20 protein-coding genes and 1 pseudogene are annotated in these 20,328 nt (G+C 62.9%); 18 read left to right on the plus strand and 3 right to left on the minus strand.

Going from position 1 to position 20,328, the window contains the following annotated elements; all coding sequences use genetic code 11:
* Nucleotides 1-948: 948 nt before the first annotated feature.
* Nucleotides 949-1,728, minus strand: a complete 780-nt coding sequence (locus ALLO2_RS16140) for a ParA family protein (RefSeq protein ID WP_023841159.1) — start codon at nt 1,726-1,728, stop codon at nt 949-951.
* Nucleotides 1,729-2,404: 676 nt separating this feature from the next.
* Between ALLO2_RS16140 and ALLO2_RS16145 the strand changes: the two genes are divergently transcribed.
* The 17 genes and pseudogenes from ALLO2_RS16145 (at nt 2,405) to ALLO2_RS16225 (ending at nt 16,920) form a co-directional block, all read left to right on the plus strand.
* A complete protein-coding gene (locus ALLO2_RS16145) occupies nt 2,405-2,590 on the plus strand; it encodes a twin-arginine translocase TatA/TatE family subunit (RefSeq protein ID WP_023841157.1) in 186 nt (61 codons plus the stop codon).
* Nucleotides 2,587-4,647, plus strand: a complete 2,061-nt coding sequence (locus ALLO2_RS25750) for an SGNH/GDSL hydrolase family protein (RefSeq protein ID WP_157493427.1) — start codon at nt 2,587-2,589, stop codon at nt 4,645-4,647. The genes ALLO2_RS16145 and ALLO2_RS25750 overlap by 4 nt, the downstream gene beginning before the upstream one ends.
* 1,886 nt (nt 4,648-6,533) lie before the next feature.
* Nucleotides 6,534-7,043 (plus strand): hypothetical protein, encoded by a 510-nt coding sequence (locus ALLO2_RS16155; protein WP_035733121.1) that lies wholly within the window; start codon nt 6,534-6,536, stop codon nt 7,041-7,043.
* On the plus strand, nt 7,043-7,225 hold the full coding sequence (locus ALLO2_RS16160; protein WP_023841153.1) for a hypothetical protein: 183 nt from the start codon (nt 7,043-7,045) through the stop codon (nt 7,223-7,225). Before ALLO2_RS16155 ends, ALLO2_RS16160 begins: the two co-directional genes overlap by 1 nt.
* Before the next feature lie 184 nt (nt 7,226-7,409).
* On the plus strand, nt 7,410-7,565 hold the full coding sequence (locus ALLO2_RS25755) for a hypothetical protein (protein WP_157493431.1): 156 nt from the start codon (nt 7,410-7,412) through the stop codon (nt 7,563-7,565).
* A gap of 14 nt (nt 7,566-7,579) precedes the next feature.
* Nucleotides 7,580-9,787 carry a type IV secretory system conjugative DNA transfer family protein gene (locus ALLO2_RS16170; RefSeq protein ID WP_023841150.1) on the plus strand — a complete coding sequence of 736 codons (2,208 nt, stop codon included), beginning with the start codon at nt 7,580-7,582 and terminating at the stop codon, nt 9,785-9,787.
* Nucleotides 9,788-9,905: 118 nt separating this feature from the next.
* Nucleotides 9,906-10,601 (plus strand): replication-relaxation family protein, encoded by a 696-nt coding sequence (locus ALLO2_RS16175; RefSeq protein ID WP_035733124.1) that lies wholly within the window; start codon nt 9,906-9,908, stop codon nt 10,599-10,601.
* 80 nt (nt 10,602-10,681) lie between these two features.
* On the plus strand, nt 10,682-10,942 hold the full coding sequence (locus ALLO2_RS27345; protein WP_157493433.1) for a hypothetical protein: 261 nt from the start codon (nt 10,682-10,684) through the stop codon (nt 10,940-10,942).
* On the plus strand, nt 10,939-11,187 hold the full coding sequence (locus ALLO2_RS16185; protein ID WP_023841147.1) for a hypothetical protein: 249 nt from the start codon (nt 10,939-10,941) through the stop codon (nt 11,185-11,187). The genes ALLO2_RS27345 and ALLO2_RS16185 overlap by 4 nt, the downstream gene beginning before the upstream one ends.
* 199 nt (nt 11,188-11,386) lie before the next feature.
* Nucleotides 11,387-11,737 (plus strand): hypothetical protein, encoded by a 351-nt coding sequence (locus tag ALLO2_RS25760; RefSeq protein ID WP_023841146.1) that lies wholly within the window; start codon nt 11,387-11,389, stop codon nt 11,735-11,737.
* A 76-nt stretch (nt 11,738-11,813) separates the two neighbouring features.
* Nucleotides 11,814-12,695 carry a hypothetical protein gene (locus ALLO2_RS16195; RefSeq protein ID WP_023841145.1) on the plus strand — a complete coding sequence of 294 codons (882 nt, stop codon included), beginning with the start codon at nt 11,814-11,816 and terminating at the stop codon, nt 12,693-12,695.
* A gap of 33 nt (nt 12,696-12,728) precedes the next feature.
* On the plus strand, nt 12,729-13,064 hold the full coding sequence (locus tag ALLO2_RS16200; protein WP_023841144.1) for a hypothetical protein: 336 nt from the start codon (nt 12,729-12,731) through the stop codon (nt 13,062-13,064).
* Nucleotides 13,065-13,395: 331 nt separating this feature from the next.
* Nucleotides 13,396-14,007: a hypothetical protein gene (locus tag ALLO2_RS23445; protein WP_023841142.1), complete on the plus strand. Its 612-nt coding sequence runs from the start codon at nt 13,396-13,398 to the stop codon at nt 14,005-14,007.
* Nucleotides 14,008-14,141: 134 nt separating this feature from the next.
* Nucleotides 14,142-14,579: pseudogene (gene dcm, locus ALLO2_RS28315) on the plus strand (DNA (cytosine-5-)-methyltransferase); the annotation flags it as partial.
* Between the two features lie 120 nt (nt 14,580-14,699).
* Nucleotides 14,700-14,999, plus strand: a complete 300-nt coding sequence (locus ALLO2_RS27355; RefSeq protein WP_232235134.1) for a DNA cytosine methyltransferase — start codon at nt 14,700-14,702, stop codon at nt 14,997-14,999.
* A 105-nt stretch (nt 15,000-15,104) separates the two neighbouring features.
* A complete protein-coding gene (locus tag ALLO2_RS16220) occupies nt 15,105-15,350 on the plus strand; it encodes a hypothetical protein (RefSeq protein ID WP_023841139.1) in 246 nt (81 codons plus the stop codon).
* Nucleotides 15,351-15,390: 40 nt separating this feature from the next.
* Nucleotides 15,391-16,920, plus strand: coding sequence for a recombinase family protein (locus tag ALLO2_RS16225; protein WP_051875329.1), 1,530 nt, complete (start codon nt 15,391-15,393; stop codon nt 16,918-16,920).
* A 574-nt stretch (nt 16,921-17,494) separates the two neighbouring features.
* Here the strand turns inward: ALLO2_RS16225 and ALLO2_RS16230 are convergent.
* Together ALLO2_RS16230 and ALLO2_RS16235 are read right to left on the minus strand one after the other, a co-directional pair.
* Nucleotides 17,495-17,836 carry a DUF86 domain-containing protein gene (locus ALLO2_RS16230; RefSeq protein ID WP_023841136.1) on the minus strand — a complete coding sequence of 114 codons (342 nt, stop codon included), beginning with the start codon at nt 17,834-17,836 and terminating at the stop codon, nt 17,495-17,497.
* Complete coding sequence (locus tag ALLO2_RS16235; protein WP_023841135.1) at nt 17,826-18,137, minus strand: nucleotidyltransferase family protein; 312 nt, start codon at nt 18,135-18,137, stop codon at nt 17,826-17,828. The genes ALLO2_RS16230 and ALLO2_RS16235 overlap by 11 nt, the downstream gene beginning before the upstream one ends.
* 251 nt (nt 18,138-18,388) lie before the next feature.
* Between ALLO2_RS16235 and ALLO2_RS16245 the strand changes: the two genes are divergently transcribed.
* Nucleotides 18,389-20,197, plus strand: coding sequence for a toll/interleukin-1 receptor domain-containing protein (locus tag ALLO2_RS16245; RefSeq protein WP_051875331.1), 1,809 nt, complete (start codon nt 18,389-18,391; stop codon nt 20,195-20,197).
* Nucleotides 20,198-20,328 lie beyond the last annotated feature (131 nt).

Here is a 20,328-nt window from a genome sequence, read left to right on the forward strand (position 1 = left end):
AGGGTGGGCCGCGCGCATCGCAGCAGCAAATACAGGGGATCTTCTAATCACGCTTCTAAGGAGGAGGTGGAGGGCTTCGCTCCTGTGAGTAGGTCATTGCGCCCAGGTCCGGCTTTACCGCTCTCTACTCACTATGATTTGGCCGGTACGGGCTCGTCTGGGTCTCCAATCGGTATAGGCGTTACTTTTGCCGCACCGCATTGTGTCCCTTGCGTGATCTTCTGATGGCAGTAACCGGACGCCTTATACAACGTTCGCGCGTGCGGTTAGGCTTGGTGAAGGCCGCCGGAGGGCCTATCCAATGAAATGGAAAAGGCCCGCTCAACTCGTCGAGGGACCTTCCGGACGTGCTATTCAGGTGGTATGCACAAATAATAGCACGCCGCTTATGGCGGGTCAATGACATAAAGCCATTTAGCCAGAAGACCAAGGCGCCTGAGTTGTTGTAACTAGGGAGCCAATCGCTACCACGCTGAAAGCACACCTAGTTGAAGCCATCATAGTGGTTATGATGACAACATTCAAGGTCAAAAAGTGAGCGTGTATTCGTCCTACTGATCTGGGCCGTACCGCTTCCGAAAATATTCGTCGAGCGCAGCATCGGCTATGTCTTGGATCGTCGAGCCCGTGAAAGTCTTCTCAAATTCAAGCTGTCGGTGCCGGTGCGGAAATATTCGCACGGTGAAAATGTGCGTGGGGACCTCCCCGCTCGGCACTGACATCCCGCGAGGGTCACCGGATGTAGTACCTGGCTGAGGTGCCTGGGCTTTGAGCGGCGCCGCAGGCGGCGCGGATTCGGGTTGCGATTGAGGCGGGGACCCGGCGGGGGNCNTTTNTTNGCTCTCGGTCGTGGCCGGCATCTCGTCCCCTGATGGATCGACCTGGGGAATTGGCGTAATCAAGGGGCGGAGAGGCTGCACCTGCATCCGGCCTTTCTGATCCTTGAAGCTACCGGCCATTTGCGAGCATCTCCGCTAAACGGTGGTACCCTACGGCGGCCGGGCTATCAGGGCGCCAGACGACGACAGGCTGAGACATCTGTTCAGCTTCGTCTACCGCCGTGGCCTCAACAATTGCCTGCGGCAGCAGCCGGTCAACATAGACGTCCTGCAAATCCTTCAGGACGCCGAGGGAGGCGTTGGTCTGTTTGAGGCGTGTTATCAGAATGCCAAAGAGATGCAGGTTCGGATTGTAGCTACTCCGCGCCTTCTCATATGCCTCAAGGATTTTCGCCAGTCCATCCTCCGTGTATGCGGATGCGGCGGCCGGTATCAGGAGTTCGTCAGCGGCGGCCAGGGCGTTAATAGTCAAGTAGCCCAGCGACGGGGGCGTATCGAGGATTATAAAGTCGTATGCGTCCTCCAGCGGCCCGAGGAGGCCCTTTAGATGCCACCGCGGGTCGGCCCCGTCGGGCTCGGACGCGCGCTTGTAGGCCATGCCGGTCTCGGTCTTGGCGAGATTGGGGTGTGCGGGCAGAAGGTGGAAGCCATAGGGTGTCTCGTAAATGGAGCCGTTGGCGTCCCGTGTCGGGTCCTCAAATAGATCATTTAACGTGGCGCCTGCGTTGGACGGGTCAAACCCTACCCCTCTGGTGGCGTTCGCCTGCTGATCGAGGTCAACAAGGAGAACCCGGTTCCCCTGCTGCCCCAGGGACGCAGCGAGGTTCTTTGAGGTTGTGGTCTTGCCTACGCCGCCCTTCTGGATGGCAACAGCTATCTTACGCGCCACGGGTAATACTCATCATGACGTAATCATAAAAGCAAGCTTGATTGCTTGCAAGCATGTAATATTGCAAGCTTGAATGTTTGTTTGTAAACAATCTTGCATGAAAACAAACAAACATGTAAGATTGTAAACATAACGGGGATACTTCAATGCCAAGTCCGAACACATTATTTGCTCGCGGGGCGCGCGCCTTCATTGCTCGCCGTCTTAAGCTCACGGAGGCATCCGCCCAGGCTATGACTGACGCGGACTGCCTCCGCTGGCAGCGCCGTATTGAGGAGCTGGACCGGGGCAGGACTGGCCAGCGGTCGCGGCTCCAGCCCTGCGGGAAGGGGATAGCCCGATGACCGACCCCGTAACGCCCTCCCTATTTGAGGCGGACGCGCCTGTGGCGCGTCCGGNATTTNGAAACATGGAAACACGGGGCGACGCAGGCAAGCTGCGGCGCTATGCCACGTATCTCCGGCCGGACCAGGTGGAGGCCATTAAGCGGCGGACGATTCAGGCTCGGCTGAGGGGAGCGCTCGCGCCGGATTACCGGCTGGTCCAGGATGCGATTGACGAGTATCTGGCGCGGCACCCCCATTCTTAGATAGGCGATGTCATCAACCGGGGCACCTTGCCTTTACAGCAACCCCCACGATCGCTAGTATATAACCATAACTAGTGTGGTAACGCAGTGTTTGGCATTGGCAAAGTGGAAGAGCTGGCGGTTGTCCTCGTCATAATCTTGGTGTTGGTGGGCGGTAAGAAGCTTCCGGAACTCGCTCGGGGTATTGGCCAGAGCGTTAAAGAGGTGCGCGGCAGCTTCAAGGAGACCGCCGCCGCGAAAGATGACCTCCTGGGCAAGAGCGAGTCCCAATGACCCGCCTTCCCGTTCCCGGTCAAGACGACGGCACCTGGGGTCAAGTCCTCAATGACTTTCTGGGAGTAGCCCACGACCCCGACGGCACCATTAAGCCGTCGGCGATAGCCGGGAAGGCGGACGCTTCGGCTCTGGCCTCCAAAGCCGATGACACCACCGTGGTTCACACCACGGGCACGGAAACTATCGGCGGATCTAAGACGTTTACGGCGTCGCCAGTAGTCCCGTCACCCTCCGGCGCCACCGACGCCGCTAACAAGTCGTACGTGGATGCCGCCGTCTCCAGCGGAGCGCCTGACGCCACCACGACCACCAAGGGCCTCGTCAAACTGTCCGGGGATCTGGGCGGCACCGCGGCCACTCCCACCGTTCCCGGCCTGGCCGGCAAGCAGCCATCCTCTGCTGACCTCACCGCGATTGCCGGTCTCACCCCATCGAACGATGACGTCCTCCAGCGAAAGGGTGGAGCCTGNACGAATCGCACCCCGGCACAGCTAAAAACGGACCTCGCCCTCGTGAAGGGTGATGTGGGCCTAGGGAACGTCGACAACACGAGCGACGCCAATAAGCCCGTCAGTACGGCCCAGCAGGCGGCTCTCAACGCCAAAGCCGACAAAGCTACCCTCACCACCAAAGGTGACCTCTACGCCGCCACGGCTGCCAGCACAATTAGCCGGTTGGGAGTGGGAAGCGACGGCCAGGTGTTGACGGCCGACAGTAGCCAGGTTGCAGGGATCAAGTGGAGTGCTGCGCCTGTGACTTCAGTTGTCGGACAAACTGGTGCCGTTACGGGAGCGCAGATTGCCGCCGATGGGGGACTTACTGGGGCATATCTGCCCTTGGCCGGTAAGGGCCGCAGAGCTTGGCGTGGGCGTGACACGCTGCCGGCACGCTTCGTGCAGCGCCAGGTGTACCCCGCTGCAACCGCTCCAACAGTAACATTCCAATCGGGCGGCAACAGTCAGATTACCGCCGGGTCAATCATCGCCTACCGTGACGTGGTAGCCACCGGCTCTATATCGGTATTCGACGGCTGCAACCTCATTCACGTCGGCTCCTATCCTGGTACTATTACTTATAAAGCTATCTGTATTCAACAGGATGTTAACGGGACGAACTCAAAGCCGTACACGATACAGTTTTACTCGGACTCAGATAAGGTCGAAATAGTCTACATCAACCGCGGTGGAACCTCTTACCGCGTATGGGTCGATGATATGGCCCTCGGGAGCCTGACGCCCGTCACAAAGCCCACAACTGGGACCTTCGAATCAATACTTGTAGACTTCTCCGCCGCCGGTGGCGCCAAACCGCGCCGGTATCGTGTTGACCTGACCGGGGCTGACCTTGGCGGCATTTTCTTGACCAGCGCAATCTATAGCATCTGGCCTGCCGAACAGCGAGGTCCGACAGCCTTCTTCATGGGCGATTCCTTGTTTGGTGGCTCCGGCATGTCCACTTCCAGCATCGCGCAGATTCCTGAATATATTGGCAGCCTATTCGGCTGGGATAATGTTTGGAACCTGGGTATTGGTGGCACCGGCTATGTGGCTAAAAATGNGCCATCGAGTTTCGACAACAGTTCACTCCCACAAGTCCAGTACCTTGCGCCAAGCGCTTCGGCTCCGACCACAACCACCCCTGGTTCCGCAATGCCCACACCAGAAATCGTAGTTATGGCCTACGGGCACAACGATACGATGAACTCCACCACCTATACTGCCGCGACCAACACCTTTACTGCGGCCCGCTCGCAGTGGCCAAACGCCTTCATCATTGCTATGGGCCCGCTGGGAAATGGCTTCAACGGAACCTCATATAATGCCGGANAAACCTCGATCTTCTCGGCAGTGTCTAGCTTGGTGGATGGCACGCTCTCGATGTGGCAGGGAACGGGACGCCCCTGGATGTATGGTTCGGGCAAGGTCGGATCGACCACAGGGACGAGTAACGGCGACATATACGTCGGCACCGACGGGGTACATTGGACCGATGCCGGGATCGCCTTTATGGGTGACCATATCGCGCCAGAACTGAAACGGATATTGACGCAATAGCGGCTGGCCGCCGTGCCGTCGGCACGCACCTGGTCCCTTTGCCCATCTCTTCTGGCGGGTCCGTGCCGACGGCACGGTCCTAAGCCTCCGTACAGGCCCTCTGACGGCCGCGGAGCCTTCGAGCCGTCCCAAATTGCCTTCTGGCCGAGGGCGGGCCTTAAATCGTCTCTACGCGCGTCGCTGCGAGGGTCGGTGCCGGACGCTTAGCTATCGCGTACCTTTACTGGGGAAAATGTATGAGGCCCGACCGGATAAGTCGGAAACTCTTCTAGGCATAAATTAGGCATGGCGGCGAAGGGCCGCCAGCACGCGATGTGCTGACGGCCCAGCCTGGGTCGGATCGTCGGTTGTCGGGGGCAGGGCTACTGCGGGTAGGTGATTTCCGCCCAGGCGCGTAGCAGCTCCCCGCCGTACCGCTTGATGAGACGGGCGGCGACCACCGTGGCCATCAAGTCCGCCAAGTACTCCCGAGGAGTGGAACTCCCGCTGTCGTGGGGCAGCTCGTCGAACTCGTTGAAATCCGGAACCTCACCCTGGTTCTCCGACATGCGTGCCTGTTCGTCGAAGTGGTACAGCTCCAGAAGCACCGGGGTGATCTCGGCGTCGCCGCACGGCTTGATGACGTCATGGGCTACGCCGTAGAAAGTGTCGTTTTCGGTTTCCTGGATCATCCAGGCGAGGCAGGTANGTACCATCTCCGGAGCGGCCGCCACCTCTGGTACGGAAGCATTGATAGGAGAAGTCCCGTACATCTGGAGACCCCGAACCAGGATCAGGAGGGCGGCAGGATCGCTACGGTGCAGGTACTGAGCGGCGTCGCTGAGCCACGTGCGGGCAGCCGCAGCCAGAACATCGCTGGGGTACCCCTCCTTCTCCGACCTCTTCCGGGCGATCAGGTGGAGAAAACTGTCCCGTAGCATTTCGTTCCAGGGAGTGTGGTCATAGGGAGTGACCGGACTCTGTCCGGACAGTACGACAGAAAGCGGCTGGGTTAGGGCGGCGAGATAGGCCTCCCGCGCCTTTTCGGTCAGTCGATCCAAACCAGGTGTGTGAATCATGCGGACCTCCGATTGACGAGGCCCGGCGCGTATCGCCAGGCCAGACCTTCACCCGGCTATTGGGCACAGGTCTGACCTGGATTAGTTATTATTAATCAATATGCACAACATGTCAATAGATCATCGGCGAGGCGCTGAATCTGCCTGCACCGGCTATTGGCGCCTCGGTGAGCGCCTACGGCTAAGCGTCAAGGCGGTGTCAATCCCGGAGAGCGGTGGCTCCGGAGGTATATCGAGGCCGAAAGTGCCCCCATTGCCTCCGAGGTGATACTCCGGTGTCAGGAGCGTACCCTCCAGGTTCCAACTAACCATATGGTCCTGGCCTGGTTCAGTCTTGGGCCAAACGGCCTCGTACCAGCCATATGGGCTCCGGCTGACCTCCTTAAAGAAGGCATTCGTTCCCGGATCTGCGTTCAGTCTCCCGATAGCGAGCGGTTGCTTCCCGGCGAACTGTAGACGGCACACAATACGATGGGGATAATCGAACGACCCTAGGGAGATGGTGCCGGCTGGCGTGTCCTCCCTCGGCCAGTCGCAGGAGAACGTCAATAGATGTTCATCGTTTAAAGCGACGGGCGGATCGAGCTGGAGGAGGATACCTTCGTTGCCGCCGGATGAGGGCTGCACTCCTTTGAGTCTGCATCCGGAGCGAGCGCGAACCGTCACGTCCACATTACGGTCTCGGGGCAGCTGCGGCGCAATCTCGAATAGCCAGCTCACCTGCGACCTGATCCTTAGCGATACGGTGATGCCGGAGTGCCATCCGTTGTCAATCAGAGCCGTGACCTCATGAGAGAGGGTTCGAAACGGCTCAGTGGTGGGCTCGTTGTGCTCATCTTCACCCTCAAGCAGGTGTTCACTCAGTATCTGGGCCAGCGGTCTCGTAGCCTGGCGTTTGAACTTGTCGTAAGTGCAATGGCTGAGGCCAAGGGCTCGCCAGGCTCGCGTGTTGCGCGACTCCGCATCCATTGGCCGCCTTCTGTTACCGAAGCCAAACAGCTCTCCTATGGCGTCTGCTACCTGCTCGCCTGTAGCGGTATGGTTGAGGGCCGGAAAGGAATATTGACCGCGTATGGTTGCGAGTTCCTGTTCGAGGTGCCTGAAGGCACTCGCTCCCTGTCCAGCCGGAGACTTCTCCTGGGCATTGGCCAGCTCAACAAGTTTGGCTACTTTGCCTGCCCGCGCGTGCGTCAATTGCACCTCGAACAGGCCGCGTATCTGATCGGCGAGCGTCTTACGATCCTCAAGTTTTTGGCGCACCATTTCCCCAATCCCTCCCCAATCCCTGACGGCTACCCGTGGTGGACTGATGCCACAGCCTACCGGAAGGGAACATAATGAACAGCAACAACGACCTGCCCCTGTGGGCGCGGGTGTTCAAGCGGGTGTTCGTGGACCCGCAGGCATCCCGCGTCATCGGCCGTCACGTCAGGGACCCCTGGGACCAGCTCGACGAGTGGGAGAAGCTGGACGAGCGCTTTGGCCGCTTCGTGCGCAAGCTCCAGGGGCCGGGGAACTGATGCAAACGATCCTCGCCTTCATTGGCCTCATGTTTTTGGTGGCCGTCCTGCTCGGGGCGGTGTGCCTGGCGGCCTGGTGTTTCGGCGCCGTGGGGAGCCTCCCGCCGGGGGAGCCAGACGGTAACGACGCAGACGGCAGCGGGGAAGCGCCGCGCACGGTGACGGAGGAAACGCGGTGAGGTTCATGCGGCACACGCGCGGGATGCTCGTGGGCTTCGTCGTCTTCGCCGTCGCCCTCCGGGTGGTGTGGTGGAGCATTGCCCCCATCCTGCCTACGGCCCTGATTGTCATTGTTGTCCTGACAGTTTTTGCACTTCTTTTCTCGCGCTTCCTGGGCTGATAAGGTAAACAGGAATGCAACCCCTCACCGCTGTCATCGCCGGGTTATGTGCAGTCCTGGCAGCCGGTACAGGGCTGCTTGTGCTTCATAAACGCCGCCTCATGCGGCGGCACGAGCAGGGCCGCAAAACCTTCCGCGTCGTGTACCCGGACGACGTGAAGCACCAGGACAAGGTGAAGTTCTTCCAAGCCATGTCCGGGGCGCTCCCTAAGCCCGCGCCATTCTCACCCCTCCAGCGGGTGGTATTGGAGGTGCTGGGCGAGGCCGGCAAGATCAGCCACTACCTGACCACGCCTGCTCACCTGAGCTGGCTTGGGGAGCGCCTGCTACCCACCGAGATTAAAGGCGCCTACGTGGAGGAGGTGCCACAGCCGCCCATTGCCACAAAGCGGTGGACCCGTGGCACGTCGCTTCTGACCACCAGCCTATGGCTGCCCTTCCATTTCGCGGACCATGACGGCGTGGTGTCCTCGCTGCTGGGTGCCTTCGTCAGCCACGCCCCCGGGGAGGAGGTGGCGCTACAGCTCATGGTGGCCCACACCAGGCCGCCGACGAAGGCCGAGGGCTGGAAGCCCAAGAAGAAGGACGACCAGGAAGGCGCCAAAGACAAGCTCACCGGCGCCTACTTTACGGCCAGCGTCCGCATTGCGGCGCGCGGGCGGGGCGCGCGTGGCCGCATCAATCAGGTGTTCAGCGCCTTTGCCGGCACCAGCCGCGACGGGAACCACTGGAAGCGGCTGCCGCTGTCCTCGGCCGGCACCATCCGCCGGATGGCGTCACAGACGGGCGCCTTGGCGCATTTGGTACAGCTCAGCGTGGATGAGCTGTCGGTATTTAGCGCGGTGCCCTCGGGCAACCTCAGTATTCCCAACCTGCCCAAGGCCAGGACGCAGCACCTGGACCCGTCAATGGAACTCGCCCGCGGCCCTATCATGCTCGGCACCAGCACCACGCCGAATAACCGCCGCGCCGTCGGCTTCGGGGAGAAGGACGCTACGCACCATTTCCACGTCATCGGTGGGACGGGCCTTGGCAAAAGCACCTTGCTCGCCAGCGTGGCCGTGCAATGGTTCCGCCGCGGCCGAGGCGGGTTCATTGTGGACCCTCACGGCGACCTCAACGACGACATCCTAAAGGCCATGCCGCCGGAGCGCGCGGGGGACGTGATTTTGCTGGACCCCCTCGACGCTGAGTGGACGGTGCCATTTGACCTGTTCACCGGTAACCCAATGGTGGACACCTCCAGCATTATGTCCGTCCTGGATAACCTCTTTCGCATTTCCAGCCTGGCGCGCGGTGTCCACATCGCCCGTGACGCCATCCACACCGTAGCCGCCCACAACATGAGCCTGTTTGAAATCCCCCGGCTCCTGGGAGCCAATCAGGAGGGCAAGGAGCTGCGGAAGATCCTCATAGACAATCTGCCGCGCGATGAAAAGCTGTATCAGTTTTGGCATGACTTCGACCGGCTGAAGCCGGCGGACCAAATCGTCCATGCGGAGCCGCTGTTGCGGCGGCTTGGGGCGCTGGAGGCATGGGATACCCTGCGCTATGCCTTCTCCCTGCGAGCGGGCGCCCACCGGATGGAGGACATCATCGCCCGGCGGCAAATCCTCCTCGTCTCCACCCGCAAGGGCAAGACCGGCTCCGAGGTGTCGAACTTCTTCGGCGCGCTCCTGTTTACCCGGCTGGCGGCCGCCCTCTACGCCCGGTCAAAGTCCGACCGCACCCCCTTCCTGATCGGGGTTGACGAGTTCCACAACTTCATGGGCGCAGTGGATTTTGATGTGCAGCTGGCCGAAATCCGCAAGTACGGCGGCGTCCTGTTCCTCATGCACCAATACATGAACCAGCTTGACCCCGGCATCCGTACCTCGGTGATGCCGAACGCCAAAAATAAAATCATCTTCCCCAGCTCGGCGATGGACGCGCGGGAGATGGTGCGGGAGCTCGGCGACCGGCGGCTCAAGGACACGGACCCCCTGACGCTCGGCCGGTGGCAGGCCATCGCCCGGCTGGTGTCGGACGGACACGCGACGGCTCCCGTCACCATTGACACCCTGGCCCCGCCGGAGCCGACCGGCATGGAGGAGGAGATACGGCGGGCGTCGCACGAGCGGTACGGCCGGCGGATTGCGGAGCTGAAGCGGGAGCACCTGGCCCGGACGGGCGGCCGGCGGCGGGAGGCGCCGAGGGTGGCGCAGTGGGAGCCGGAGCCATGAGAAGCGTTGCGGCAAGCGTTGCGGCCAGGGTTGGGGCGCCGCAACGCTTGGTTAGGTGTTTTCCCAGCTCAGGCGGGGTGTGTGGTGGGGCGGACATGGAGGAGGTGGGGTGAGATCGGTGTATGACCCGTTGATTGTTGATTTTGTTCGACAGTTCCGGCACGTGTCGTCGGTGCAGGTGCGCCGCGTCGTCTTCGGCCAGGACCGCAGCGGCCACCCCAGCTACCAGGGGAGCCAGAACGGGCAGGAGGTCCGGTGCCGGCGGGCGCTCCNGCGGCTGGNGGNGNGCAGGGNAATCCGTACCATCGCGCCGCCCGTCCGGTTCGGCCAGCTCACCACCAACGGCACCTATTACCAACTCGCCAAGGGGCGGGCGGCCAAAGCTGACGATCATACCGTCGCGGTGGCTGAGCTATATGTCCGGCTGGTGGAGGAGCAGCGGGCGGGGCGTATTGCCGGCTTCGAGTTCACCCGTACCCCGGCGTCGCGCATCCGTGGCGGCGGGACGGTATTGGAACCCGACGCCCGCACCCTGGTGCGGCGCCTGACACCCACGGGCATTTTCCGGCTCACCTGGCATGTGGAAGTGGACCTAGACAGTGAGTACACAGAAATCCGCGAGAAGATCCGCCGCTACACCGTCATTGCGGCCGATTGGCCCGGCACCTTCCCGCCGGTGTTGTTCCTGGTCCCTGACGCCGGCCGCGCACGCTACATCCAAACCCAGATTGCGGACGTCCCGGCTCAGTATCACGAGCTTTTCCGGGTGGAACTGCTGGATGAGGCTATGGCGGTGCTCCGGGGCGATAAATGAGGGGGTGCCGCGCGGCCGACATCCGCCGACCTCAAACCCGCGCGGGCGATGTCCTCGGCATTTGGTCGGTGGTGGATGGCTTGGCGGCGACGGAGTTGCAATGGTTCGACCCCGCGGACGGGGACCTGTGGGGACCGCAGCGCGGCGTATTCGCGGGCGCTTTTGAATACCGGCAGAAGCGGTGGGAGGGTCCACTGGATGTGTACGGCTGCGAAAACTGCCTCCAAACCTTTACCTGGTGGGACGAGGTGGATATGCACCTGGAGCCGCCGGAGGATGACGACTTTAACGACCCGGACCCGGCGCCGCGAGCGTGGCGGCCAGGATGGAGCTTTGGATGAGGTCAGGCACAGACGGCTATGACTTCGTAATTGAAGTGGACCCCGGCAACGACGTGATTTGTGACTACTGCAATGCCGACTACAGCAGCAGCGATGAAAGCGGCGGCATGATTAGTGACCGCTGGGCCGTGTGCCCGATGTGCATGCCGAACTTCGGCCACGGCCGCGAGGATTACCCCTGCCCTCCCGGGGTGAGCTTTGCCGACTTCATCCGGTTCTCCCGGAAGGGCATCATCCTTCAATAGGCGAGCTGCGTACAAACTCCTTTTGCTTGATCTTTTGGAGAATATGCGCATAATTGACCCCGCGAGAACAAGCACGGACTTGCAAGACGTGTTTGTAATGCAGGCTGCTTCGGCCCAGCGCCGGATAGCACATGCACGAATCTTGCATCCACCCATCCCCAACCGGCGCGGCTGAACGCGCAGGGAAGGAAATTGCTCTATGAGCAGGGGCAGAGGACGCCCAAGGCGTCCGGAGGAAATTGTCTGGTCCGCAGATTCGGACGGCAATCCTCAGCACCTCAGTGGCAGCGGATCTTCGGAGCTGACCTACGGCGGCGACACCGCCTTCGATGCTCCGGTTCACGGGTCCGACGCTGCCGGCAATGAGGTGACCGTCTCCTTCGGGCGTGACGGCACCAGCGCTGAGGGCGAAACCCTCATTGCTGACGGCCATGTCTCCTCCAAGGAGTTCTACGGCAAGGACGACGATGGTGTGAAGGGCCACGACCACTCTCACCCGTCCGACCCCCGTCACGGCGGCTACGAAGACCGGGGTAGGTACTCGGGCTAACGCCGCCACGCACGACGACCTGAGCATGTCCAAAAACTGCTCGCCCGAACCCGCACTTATTTAACCAGAGCCGACTATGGCATACGAAGAGCTTATAGAAATCATCAAAAAGGCAGAGGTGGCCCACTTTACCATCGGGCTACCGGCCCAGCTTGCCATCGGAGGGGTGCTGTTTGCGGTTGCCGAGCACGCGACTAAAACATATAGCCCTGCGGCCGATAAGGCATTGTCGGGAGCCGATGATATTTGTGTCGCGCTGATACCATACGGCTTCCACTCTACTGTCGGCTTCATAGGCTTCAGCGACTATCTCTACGACCTAGCTGCTGTACTGCGTGAGGGCAGCTCGCCGGACGAGCTGAAGCGATCTCGTGACATCGCTGGGGACGAAATCAGAGAGGCCCGGAGGTGGTACCGCGAAATCTTAGGAATCCTCGGCTACGAAAAGCGGGACTATCCCGCTCGGCTGCCAAAGCGCCGGGCGCGGGGTCTGATGACGGCCTCCGATGAACTGCGGTCATTCCTCCAGTGGAACCAGAAAGCCGAAGCCGCCCGCTTCACGCTTGCCTTGCCCGCCCAGGTCACGATTGCCGACTCCATGCTTACCATCGCGGACCTGCTGCTACAGGACGAGCGGTACGACTTGCTCCACCGGCTAGCCGATGCCGCATTATCACTTACCCCGTACATGGTAAATGCCGAGGTGCGCTTTGAGGCCCTAGCCGCATACCTGGAAGCCTGCGCCAACGGCTCACAGGCAAAGCCAGGGGACAGCGCACGCCTCCACGAGGGAGTGAATGCAAACTTGGACAAGGCGAAGGCGCTCTACCGCGAGATACTCCACGCGATTGACCCTGGAGAGAAGGGTTATCCAGCCTTGCTCCCAAGTCCGAAACACCCTCCGGACGTCTATTTCTACTTTGATGCCTACGGCAACCGCAGGGATTACATCGAGTAGGCGCCCGATACTGCTTCAGGCGGCCTGGAGTGAGTGGAACTGCTGAGGGGTTGGAAGCCAATGGTATGCAAGAGGGAAGACCTGCGGTTTATCCGCCAGATCGGGGATGAGTTGGTCACCTACACCGTGGACTGGCGGCTCCTCCCTTGGACAGAAGAGGAGAGGATGCCGCCGCCCGATCCTGGGCTGGCCGGTCCCGATGGGAGGGTTCACGGCTATTACGGGATGCACGGGCCGTGGCCGTTTACGTGGCTCCCCCAGTCCAGGGAGTGGGTGAACGGCCCTGTAGATGAATACGGTTGTAATGCCTGTGGCTGGAGCTGCACCCGCGCTGAAACCGCCCGGTATCACGTCGAGGAGTACGGCTAAAGTGATCCGCGACTGTGAAGAAGGGGACTTGCGCCAATTCCNTGTGGAAGGTGAAGACCTCGTTATCGTAACCGTCTACGGTGTCGAGGAAGATCGCTACCCGCCGCCGGAGCGGGACGGGGTGGTGGACGTGCCCCCGTTCGGGCCGTTCCTATATCTGGGCCGTCAGTGGATGGGAGCGGTGGACTGCTTCGCCTGCTACCGCTGCGGCGCGGTGTTTGCCTCGTACCCGTCGGGGCCGCTCGATGCCTACGCCCACCTCCCGCGCGTGGATACGCACCTGGAGTTGGGGGCCGATGGCGTGTTGCGGACCTGGAGGTTCAGGTAAAACGTGAGCGACCACGGCCGCCGGCTGGACCTCGCCCTGTGGGGCGTGGCCGCAATGGTGATGTTGTACTCGGCTGGCAACGTCCACCAGTTCGCCCGGACGCACGGCACCACGGACCCGATGGCGTGGCTGCTGGCCCCAATGGTGGACGTGGCGCTGTGGGCCTGCCTGTCGGCCGACGCGGAGCTGTCGCGGTCCGGTTCGTCGCCGGGCGGGTGGGCGTTCGCGCTGCGCTGGTTTTGCGGCGCGGGTACCTGGGCGCTCAACGTGTGGGACGCCGCGGTGAGCCTCGACGCGGGCGCAATCGTCGGGCACTCCGTCCCGCCGGTGCTGCTGATTTTGCTGGCCGAGGCTGCGCCCCGCTACCGCGTCCGGTTTGCGGCGCTCCGCCAGGACGACGCGAGGGAACCGGGGCGGGCTTCACCTGCGGCCGATGGTGACGGGGGCGAACAGGACGCGAACGAGGCGACCGACCCCCGTGCGCTGGCGCGCGCGTGGGTGGCCTCGGAGCGCACGGCCGGTCGCACCCCGACCGGCAGGGAGGTAGGGGAACGCTTCGGCTACGGCGTCCGCTGGGGCCAGAAGGCCAAGAGGGAGGCCCTGCAAAACCCCTAAAGACAAATACCGTCGAGCCTGCCGGCTGAAAGTCGGCGGGCTTTTCGGCGTGCCGAAAACTGGAATACCAATTCGCTCCCAGGCTACCAAAGCTCCCCCAATTAGCCGGCGGTTTTCGGGATGGACTTGGGTTCATGCGAGTTGTTGAGCTGTTCGCCGGGGTCGGTGGCTTCCGGCTCGGCCTCGAACGAGCCGGGCATGAAGTCATCTGGGCGAACGAATGGAACCCCCAAGCCGCCGACGTGTACGACCATAACTTTGGAGGGCAGATTGACCGCCGCAACCTCCGGGACATCGGAGCCGGAGAAGTCCCCGCGCATGACCTCATCTGCGCCGGCTTCCCCTGCCAACCCTTCAGCTTCGCCGGAAAGCGGGGCGGGTTCGCGGACCTGCGAGGCACCCTGTTCTTTGAAATCCTGCGGCTGGCCCGCCACCACCGGACGCCGTACCTTCTCCTTGAAAATGTCCGCGGGCTTCTCTCGCATGATAGCGGGTGGACGTTCTGGGCCATCCTCCACCGTTTGGATGCCGCTGGGTATGACTGCCAATGGCAAGTGCTGGACAGCTCGCATTTCGGCGTGCCCCAGCGCCGTGAGCGCATCTTCATTGTGGCCCATCGCCGAGACCTTCCCCGGCCAGCGGTATTTCCTCTTGACGGAGAAGGAGGTACTACTGCTCACCCTGATTCAGGAGTGGAGCGGCCGCTGTATGTGATCGGCAACGCGGATATGACGTGGCAATCCAAGGGGCCACGGTTCCGCTTCATGGGACCGGCCTACACCCTAACCACGAAGCCGGACCAGGGCATCGCCTATAGGGATGAGGCGGGCGACTGGCACGTCCGTCACCTGACGGAGCTGGAATACGNACGGCTCCAGGGATTTCCCGACGGCTGGACGGTTACGGCCGCAAAGACGCAGCGGTACAAGCAAATGGGCAACGCGGTCTCCGTGCCGGTTATTGAGGCTATCGGGCGGAGGCTGCCACGGTGACCGCCGCCGAATGGATACGGCAACAGCTCAGCCGCGCGCCCGCGCTTACGGCCGAGAAGTGGGCCGCCATCGTCGCAATCATCCGCCACGCGAAGGGCCGCCGGAATGGATGAGGAAACCCTGCTGGTATGGGAGAACCAGCTAAAGCGGGAGGCGACCGCCGACGACGCGCGCCGCGATGCTGCCCAGCGCCTTATGAGTATCCGTAACCGCGTCCTTGTTGAACTCGATGACGCCCGCGAAATTGCGTACATGGTGTACGAGGAGGAAGCGGTCACGAGGGTAATTGAGGGGGCGAGTGCGGTGCTTAGCTCCGTCGCGGAACTTGTAGCGTGGTTTGGCGACGACTAATCATCTTTATTGATTGCCCGAGATAAGGCACAAAAGGATCATGCCCTTTGACAATCGGACGATAGACCTTGAGGAGATCCACCGTGGCAATTTTGAGGGCCTGAACATCGCCGGCCTGGTCCGCCTGTCTTTTGAGGCGGACTTGGAACGCTACAAAGACAGCCCCCGCTCCGGCGGGGAAATTAACAACCGCCGGGTCCAGGAGGAAGCGATTGAAAGCTTCGTCACGCGGCGGGGCGGCACCTACATTGGCTGCTACGACGAGCCCGACACCTCCGCCTACAAGAAACGCCGCGTGACGCTGCCAAGCGGCCGCTACATCTACCGGGTAATCCGGCCAGTCTTTCAGGGCGCCTTGCAGGACTTGAAGGACGGCACATTTAAGGATGGAACAACCAGATTGGATGGACTGGCGGTATACGACCAAGACCGGCTCGTGCGTGACCCCCGCGAGCTGGAGGACTGCATCGAGGCGGTGGNATTCTGGGGCCGCCCGATCCTCGACATCCGGGGCTCGCTGGACCTGCTGACGGACAACGGCCGGCAGGCGGCCCGGCACATCGTCGTTGCAAACAACGCGCAAAGCGCGGCCACGGCCCGCCGGCTCCGCGATTCGCACCGTGCCCGCGCGCAAATGGGAATCCCCGTCGGCGGGCGGCGTCCCTTTGGCTGGGCCGATGACCGGCTTGCCCTTGACCCCGTGGAGAGTGAACACCTTCGCAAAGCCGTTGACGATCTCATTGCCGGCGTAAACGCCACCCGGATCATCCGGCACTGGAACAAGACGGGCGTGCGGACGAGCCTCGGCAACATGTGGGGCAGGGCAAGCCTTATCGCCCTCGTCACCAATCCGCGTCTGGCCGGCTGGCAGGTTCACCGGGGCAAAATGGCCCTGGACCCGTCCGGCAGACCGATTAAGGGCCAGCATGAGCCATTGGTGGACAATGACACCTGGCTTAAGGTCTGCGAGGTGGTGAAACCGAAGCGGCGGCGGACCGGGGAGCGGGCGGCGCGGCGGAAATACCTACTCGCTGGTGTCATCCGCTGCGGTGTGTGCGGCCGCCGGCTTCGCGGGGCATGGTACAAGCAGGAAAACAATCACTACTACCACTGTGTGGCCAATCAGCCGGGCCGCTGTCCTGGGGTAATGGGCTCCGGGCGGACGATTGACGGGCTCGTGACTGACCTGGTGCTGGATTACCTGGCAGAACGGACCGTGGCGACGGCGGAGGNAACTTGGCCGAAGGCGGCGGAACTTGAGGCGGCCGAGGCACGGACGGTGGAGCTGATGGCCGCCTACGACGCCGGGGAACTCGACGGAAAATATGTTTTCCCACGGGTACAGGAGAAGGAGGAGCAAATTGCGAAGCTGCGCGAGGAGCAAACGGCGTGGCTGAGGGAGCACTCGGGGCCGCGAAGCACCAACGTGGCGGAAGCCTGGCCGTCCCTGGAGGTGGAGCAGCGGCGCGCCGTGATTGCGTCGGTAATCGAGGCCGTGGTCTTGAGGCGGCCTGACCGCCCCCGGTCGAAATTCGACCCGGAGCGCCTTGAGGTGGTTTGGAAAGCGTGAGAAATTACCCGGAGCCCCGTGTGGAGTGGGTGCCGGCGCCGGCCCCGGATGGCGTGGCGCTTCATCTGCGCTATCGGGAGCCGGCGGACACTATTCACCCGGACGGGTGGCTCTCACCCGTAAATCATGTGGAAGACGTCGCCCACGCCACGAGGCTGATTGACGCAATTCACCATCTGGCAGGTTTGGACGCAGCCACCCGGCGCGTTTGGGTGGTGAAGCCCTGCACCTGCAACACCTAATCCTCCCTCGCGGAGGGTTGGGTTGGCCCGTCTCCTTTTGGAGGCGGGCCGTTTTTCGCGGTTGCTGCCATGTAGGTTGGCGCGCGGGACCGCGCTGGGAGCTGGAGGCGGCAAGCCTGCCGAAGGGGGCAGACGGGGCGGAGGGGCGCCCGTCCATGATCGCCCCGACCCCTACCTTAGCCACGGTGCTGCGACCAGAAGTCGCTGCGAACCACGGTGCTCGTGTTCTTACGGAGCGTATTCGTCGTGACCTTCGGGTTATCGTGGAGACGAGCGTCCGGTGGTGGCGCCCAGTCCACCGTGCCGGTAGGCCGACCTCGGCCGCCGGTGGGTCAGTCTTCCGCGAGCATTCCGCGGACCACTTGTTCGAGTTCTGGNAGTTTTTCCTGGAGTACCTGCCAGACGAGGGCGTCGTCGACGGTGGCGTAGCCGTGGATGAGGATGTTCCGGAAGGCGACTATGCGGGGGAGTTCGGGGATCGCGGCGGCGAGGTTCGGGGCTGCCTTGGAGAGTTGGTTGAGCGCCTCTCCGATGATCTCGAATTCGCGCTCGACAGCGGCGCGGAGCATCGCGTTTGCCTGATAGTCGGCGAAGGTCTGGCCGTGAGCGAAGCCTCGGGCGAGTTCGGCGGCGTTCGCGGCGTCCCAGAGGTACTTGCGCGGCTCAGGCGGCATACAGGGGCTGCCTGGTGCGCATGACCTGGTCGCGGAAGTAGGGGTTGCGGATGCTGGTGACGCTGACGACGTCGACGGCGCGTCCGAGCAGGCGTTCGAGTCCCTCTTTGAGGGCGAAGTAGGTGCCGTAGTAGTCGAATCCGGCGCGGTCTGCGTCGAACTCGACGAGGACGTCGACGTCGCTGCTGTCGAGGTCGAAGGCGTCGCTGGTCGCGGAGCCGAAGAGGTCGAGGCGGCGGATGCCGAGCCGACGGCAGAGTCCTTGGATCTCCGCCCGCCTGGCCTCGATCAATGGGTGCATGGTCACCTCCTCTGGGGAGATTGTGCCCGACCTGGCGACCGGTGCGCCCGAACGGGATGCCCGTGAAGTGTGTCGAAGAAGGGCGCCGACGCCAGCCGCGTCGCCCTCCTGCGGGCCGCAGCCGACAGGGCGGGGTACGAGAGGCTGCCCTCGCGCTCGCGGACGCACAGCGCGTACGAGGTGGACGACCACTGGGAGTACCGGCACGGCCGGTACTGGGAGGATAAGGGGCGACAGCGGATAATCGACCCGTGACCGGCGGGGGGNCCACGGGCTGGGACTACTTCGTCTCGTACGCCCAGGCGGATCGGGCGGCGGCGGAGTGGATCGCCTACGAGTTGGAGAGTACTGGCGCCCGGGTCCTGATTCAGGCGTGGGATTTCGTGCCGGGCACGAACTGGCCGGAACTCATCCAGCGTGGGGTCACCACCGCCAAGGTACTGATCCCCGTGCTGTCCGCCGACTACCTGACCTCCGCCGGGGGCACCGCGGAATGGCAGGCAGTGTGGGCGGCCGACATATCGGGCCAGCGGCGGCGGGTCGTCCCCATCTTGATCACCGACCCTGGCGGTCTCGATCTCGGCCTGGCCGGCACTCGCGCCTGGATCGACCTCCACGACCTGTCCGCCGCCGACGTCGCCGCCGCCCGCGCCCGGCTACTCGACGGGCTGAACGCGGCACAGACCGGCCGGGCAAAACCCACCGGCCGAGTGCCCTTCTCCGGCGGTCGCTCCGCCGCTCGGGTGAACGCCGGCCCTCCGAAGCGCGCAGGTTCCCGAACCCCGCCGGTGCAATCGGCGCCAGACCGAGATTCGTCAGCACCAGAAACACGACAGCCAGCGTCGGAGCCGGCCCCGGCGACCGAAGCCACTCGTTGGTCGACCGCCGGCCTCGTGAGTCGTGCCGAGTATCTGAGGCCGGCACGGCGGGCAACGTCGGGTCCCTTCTACGACGCGAATCGGCGAATACTAGAGCGCGGTCATCCGGTCCGCCTCATCGGCCCTACCGGCCCGGCAGCCGCGGTGACATTTGCCCCCGACAAGCCCGTCTTGGCCGCCGCCTTCTCTGGTCCCAGCGGCGGGGTATGGCGGTGGGATGTGGCCGATCCGGCCGCCGCCGAACAGTTCCGTTCGCCGCTGACCGGCGCTGTCGGTGGGATGACGTCAGTGGTATTCGCCCCAAACGGCACAACGTTGGCCGCCGGTGGCGCCGATGGAAGGATTTTCCGGTGGGATGTGGCCAGCCTGGCCGTTCCCCAGCCAGTCGGTCCACCGCTGACCGGCCCCACCGACGCCGTGCGGTCGATCGCGTTCAGTCCAGACGGCACGGTTTTGGCCGCCAGCGATGGCAGAACGATACTCCTGTGGGATGTTGCCACTTGGAGCCAGATCGGCCCGCCGCTCACCGGCCCCACTGGCATCGTGGAGTCGGTGGCCTTCGCGCCGAACGGACGAACCCTGGCCGCCGGCGCCTGCGCCGATCCCAAGGAGCCTGAGCCGTTGTCGACCGGCGGCCTATGGCTGTGGGACGTGTCCGCCCCCGCCAACCCCCGACTGGTTGCCAGGTCACGGAAAACCGGCGGCCTGTCGGGAGTCGCGTTCGCTCCAGACGGCCGAACGCTGGCCGCCGCATCGAACCTCTATAGAGAGGCGGGCCGGGTTGGGGGGTATCTGTGGGATGTAACGGGCGGAGCTTACCGGATTGTCGACGCAGCCGAAGAGATCGCGTCCACAGACACCTGTCTTGCTGAAGCTCAAACTGCTGTACCTAAAGCGAGGGGGCTTGCTCGCTACGCAGCCATATCCGGAACTGCCACCATATCTCGAATCGCCACCTTTGCGGTAGCAATTTCTCCAAATGGCCTGATCTTGGCTAGTGGTCGCGCCGATGGAATGGTGTGGCGGTGGGNCGNGGNCAATCCAGCCGCCAGCCGGCGGCTCGGGCCGCTGCTTACTGGTTACGCGGGCCCAACCGGCCCTGTGCGATCAATCGCGTTCGCACCGAACGGCCGAACCCTGGCCGCTGCAAGCGGGACTGTGTCGTTGTGGGTTGCGAAATGATTCGCCCTACCCATCCGCTGGAATGGAATGCCTGCGCGTGGGGCTTGCTGGTAGTTGGGCGTGATGAGGGCGGCAAGCCTCCTGGAGCAGGAGAAGCGGGGCGGAGGAGCACTCATCCATGATCGCCGCGA

Source organism: Frankia sp. Allo2 (assembly GCF_000733325.1).
Lineage (GTDB): Bacteria > Actinomycetota > Actinomycetes > Frankiales > Frankiaceae > Frankia > Frankia casuarinae.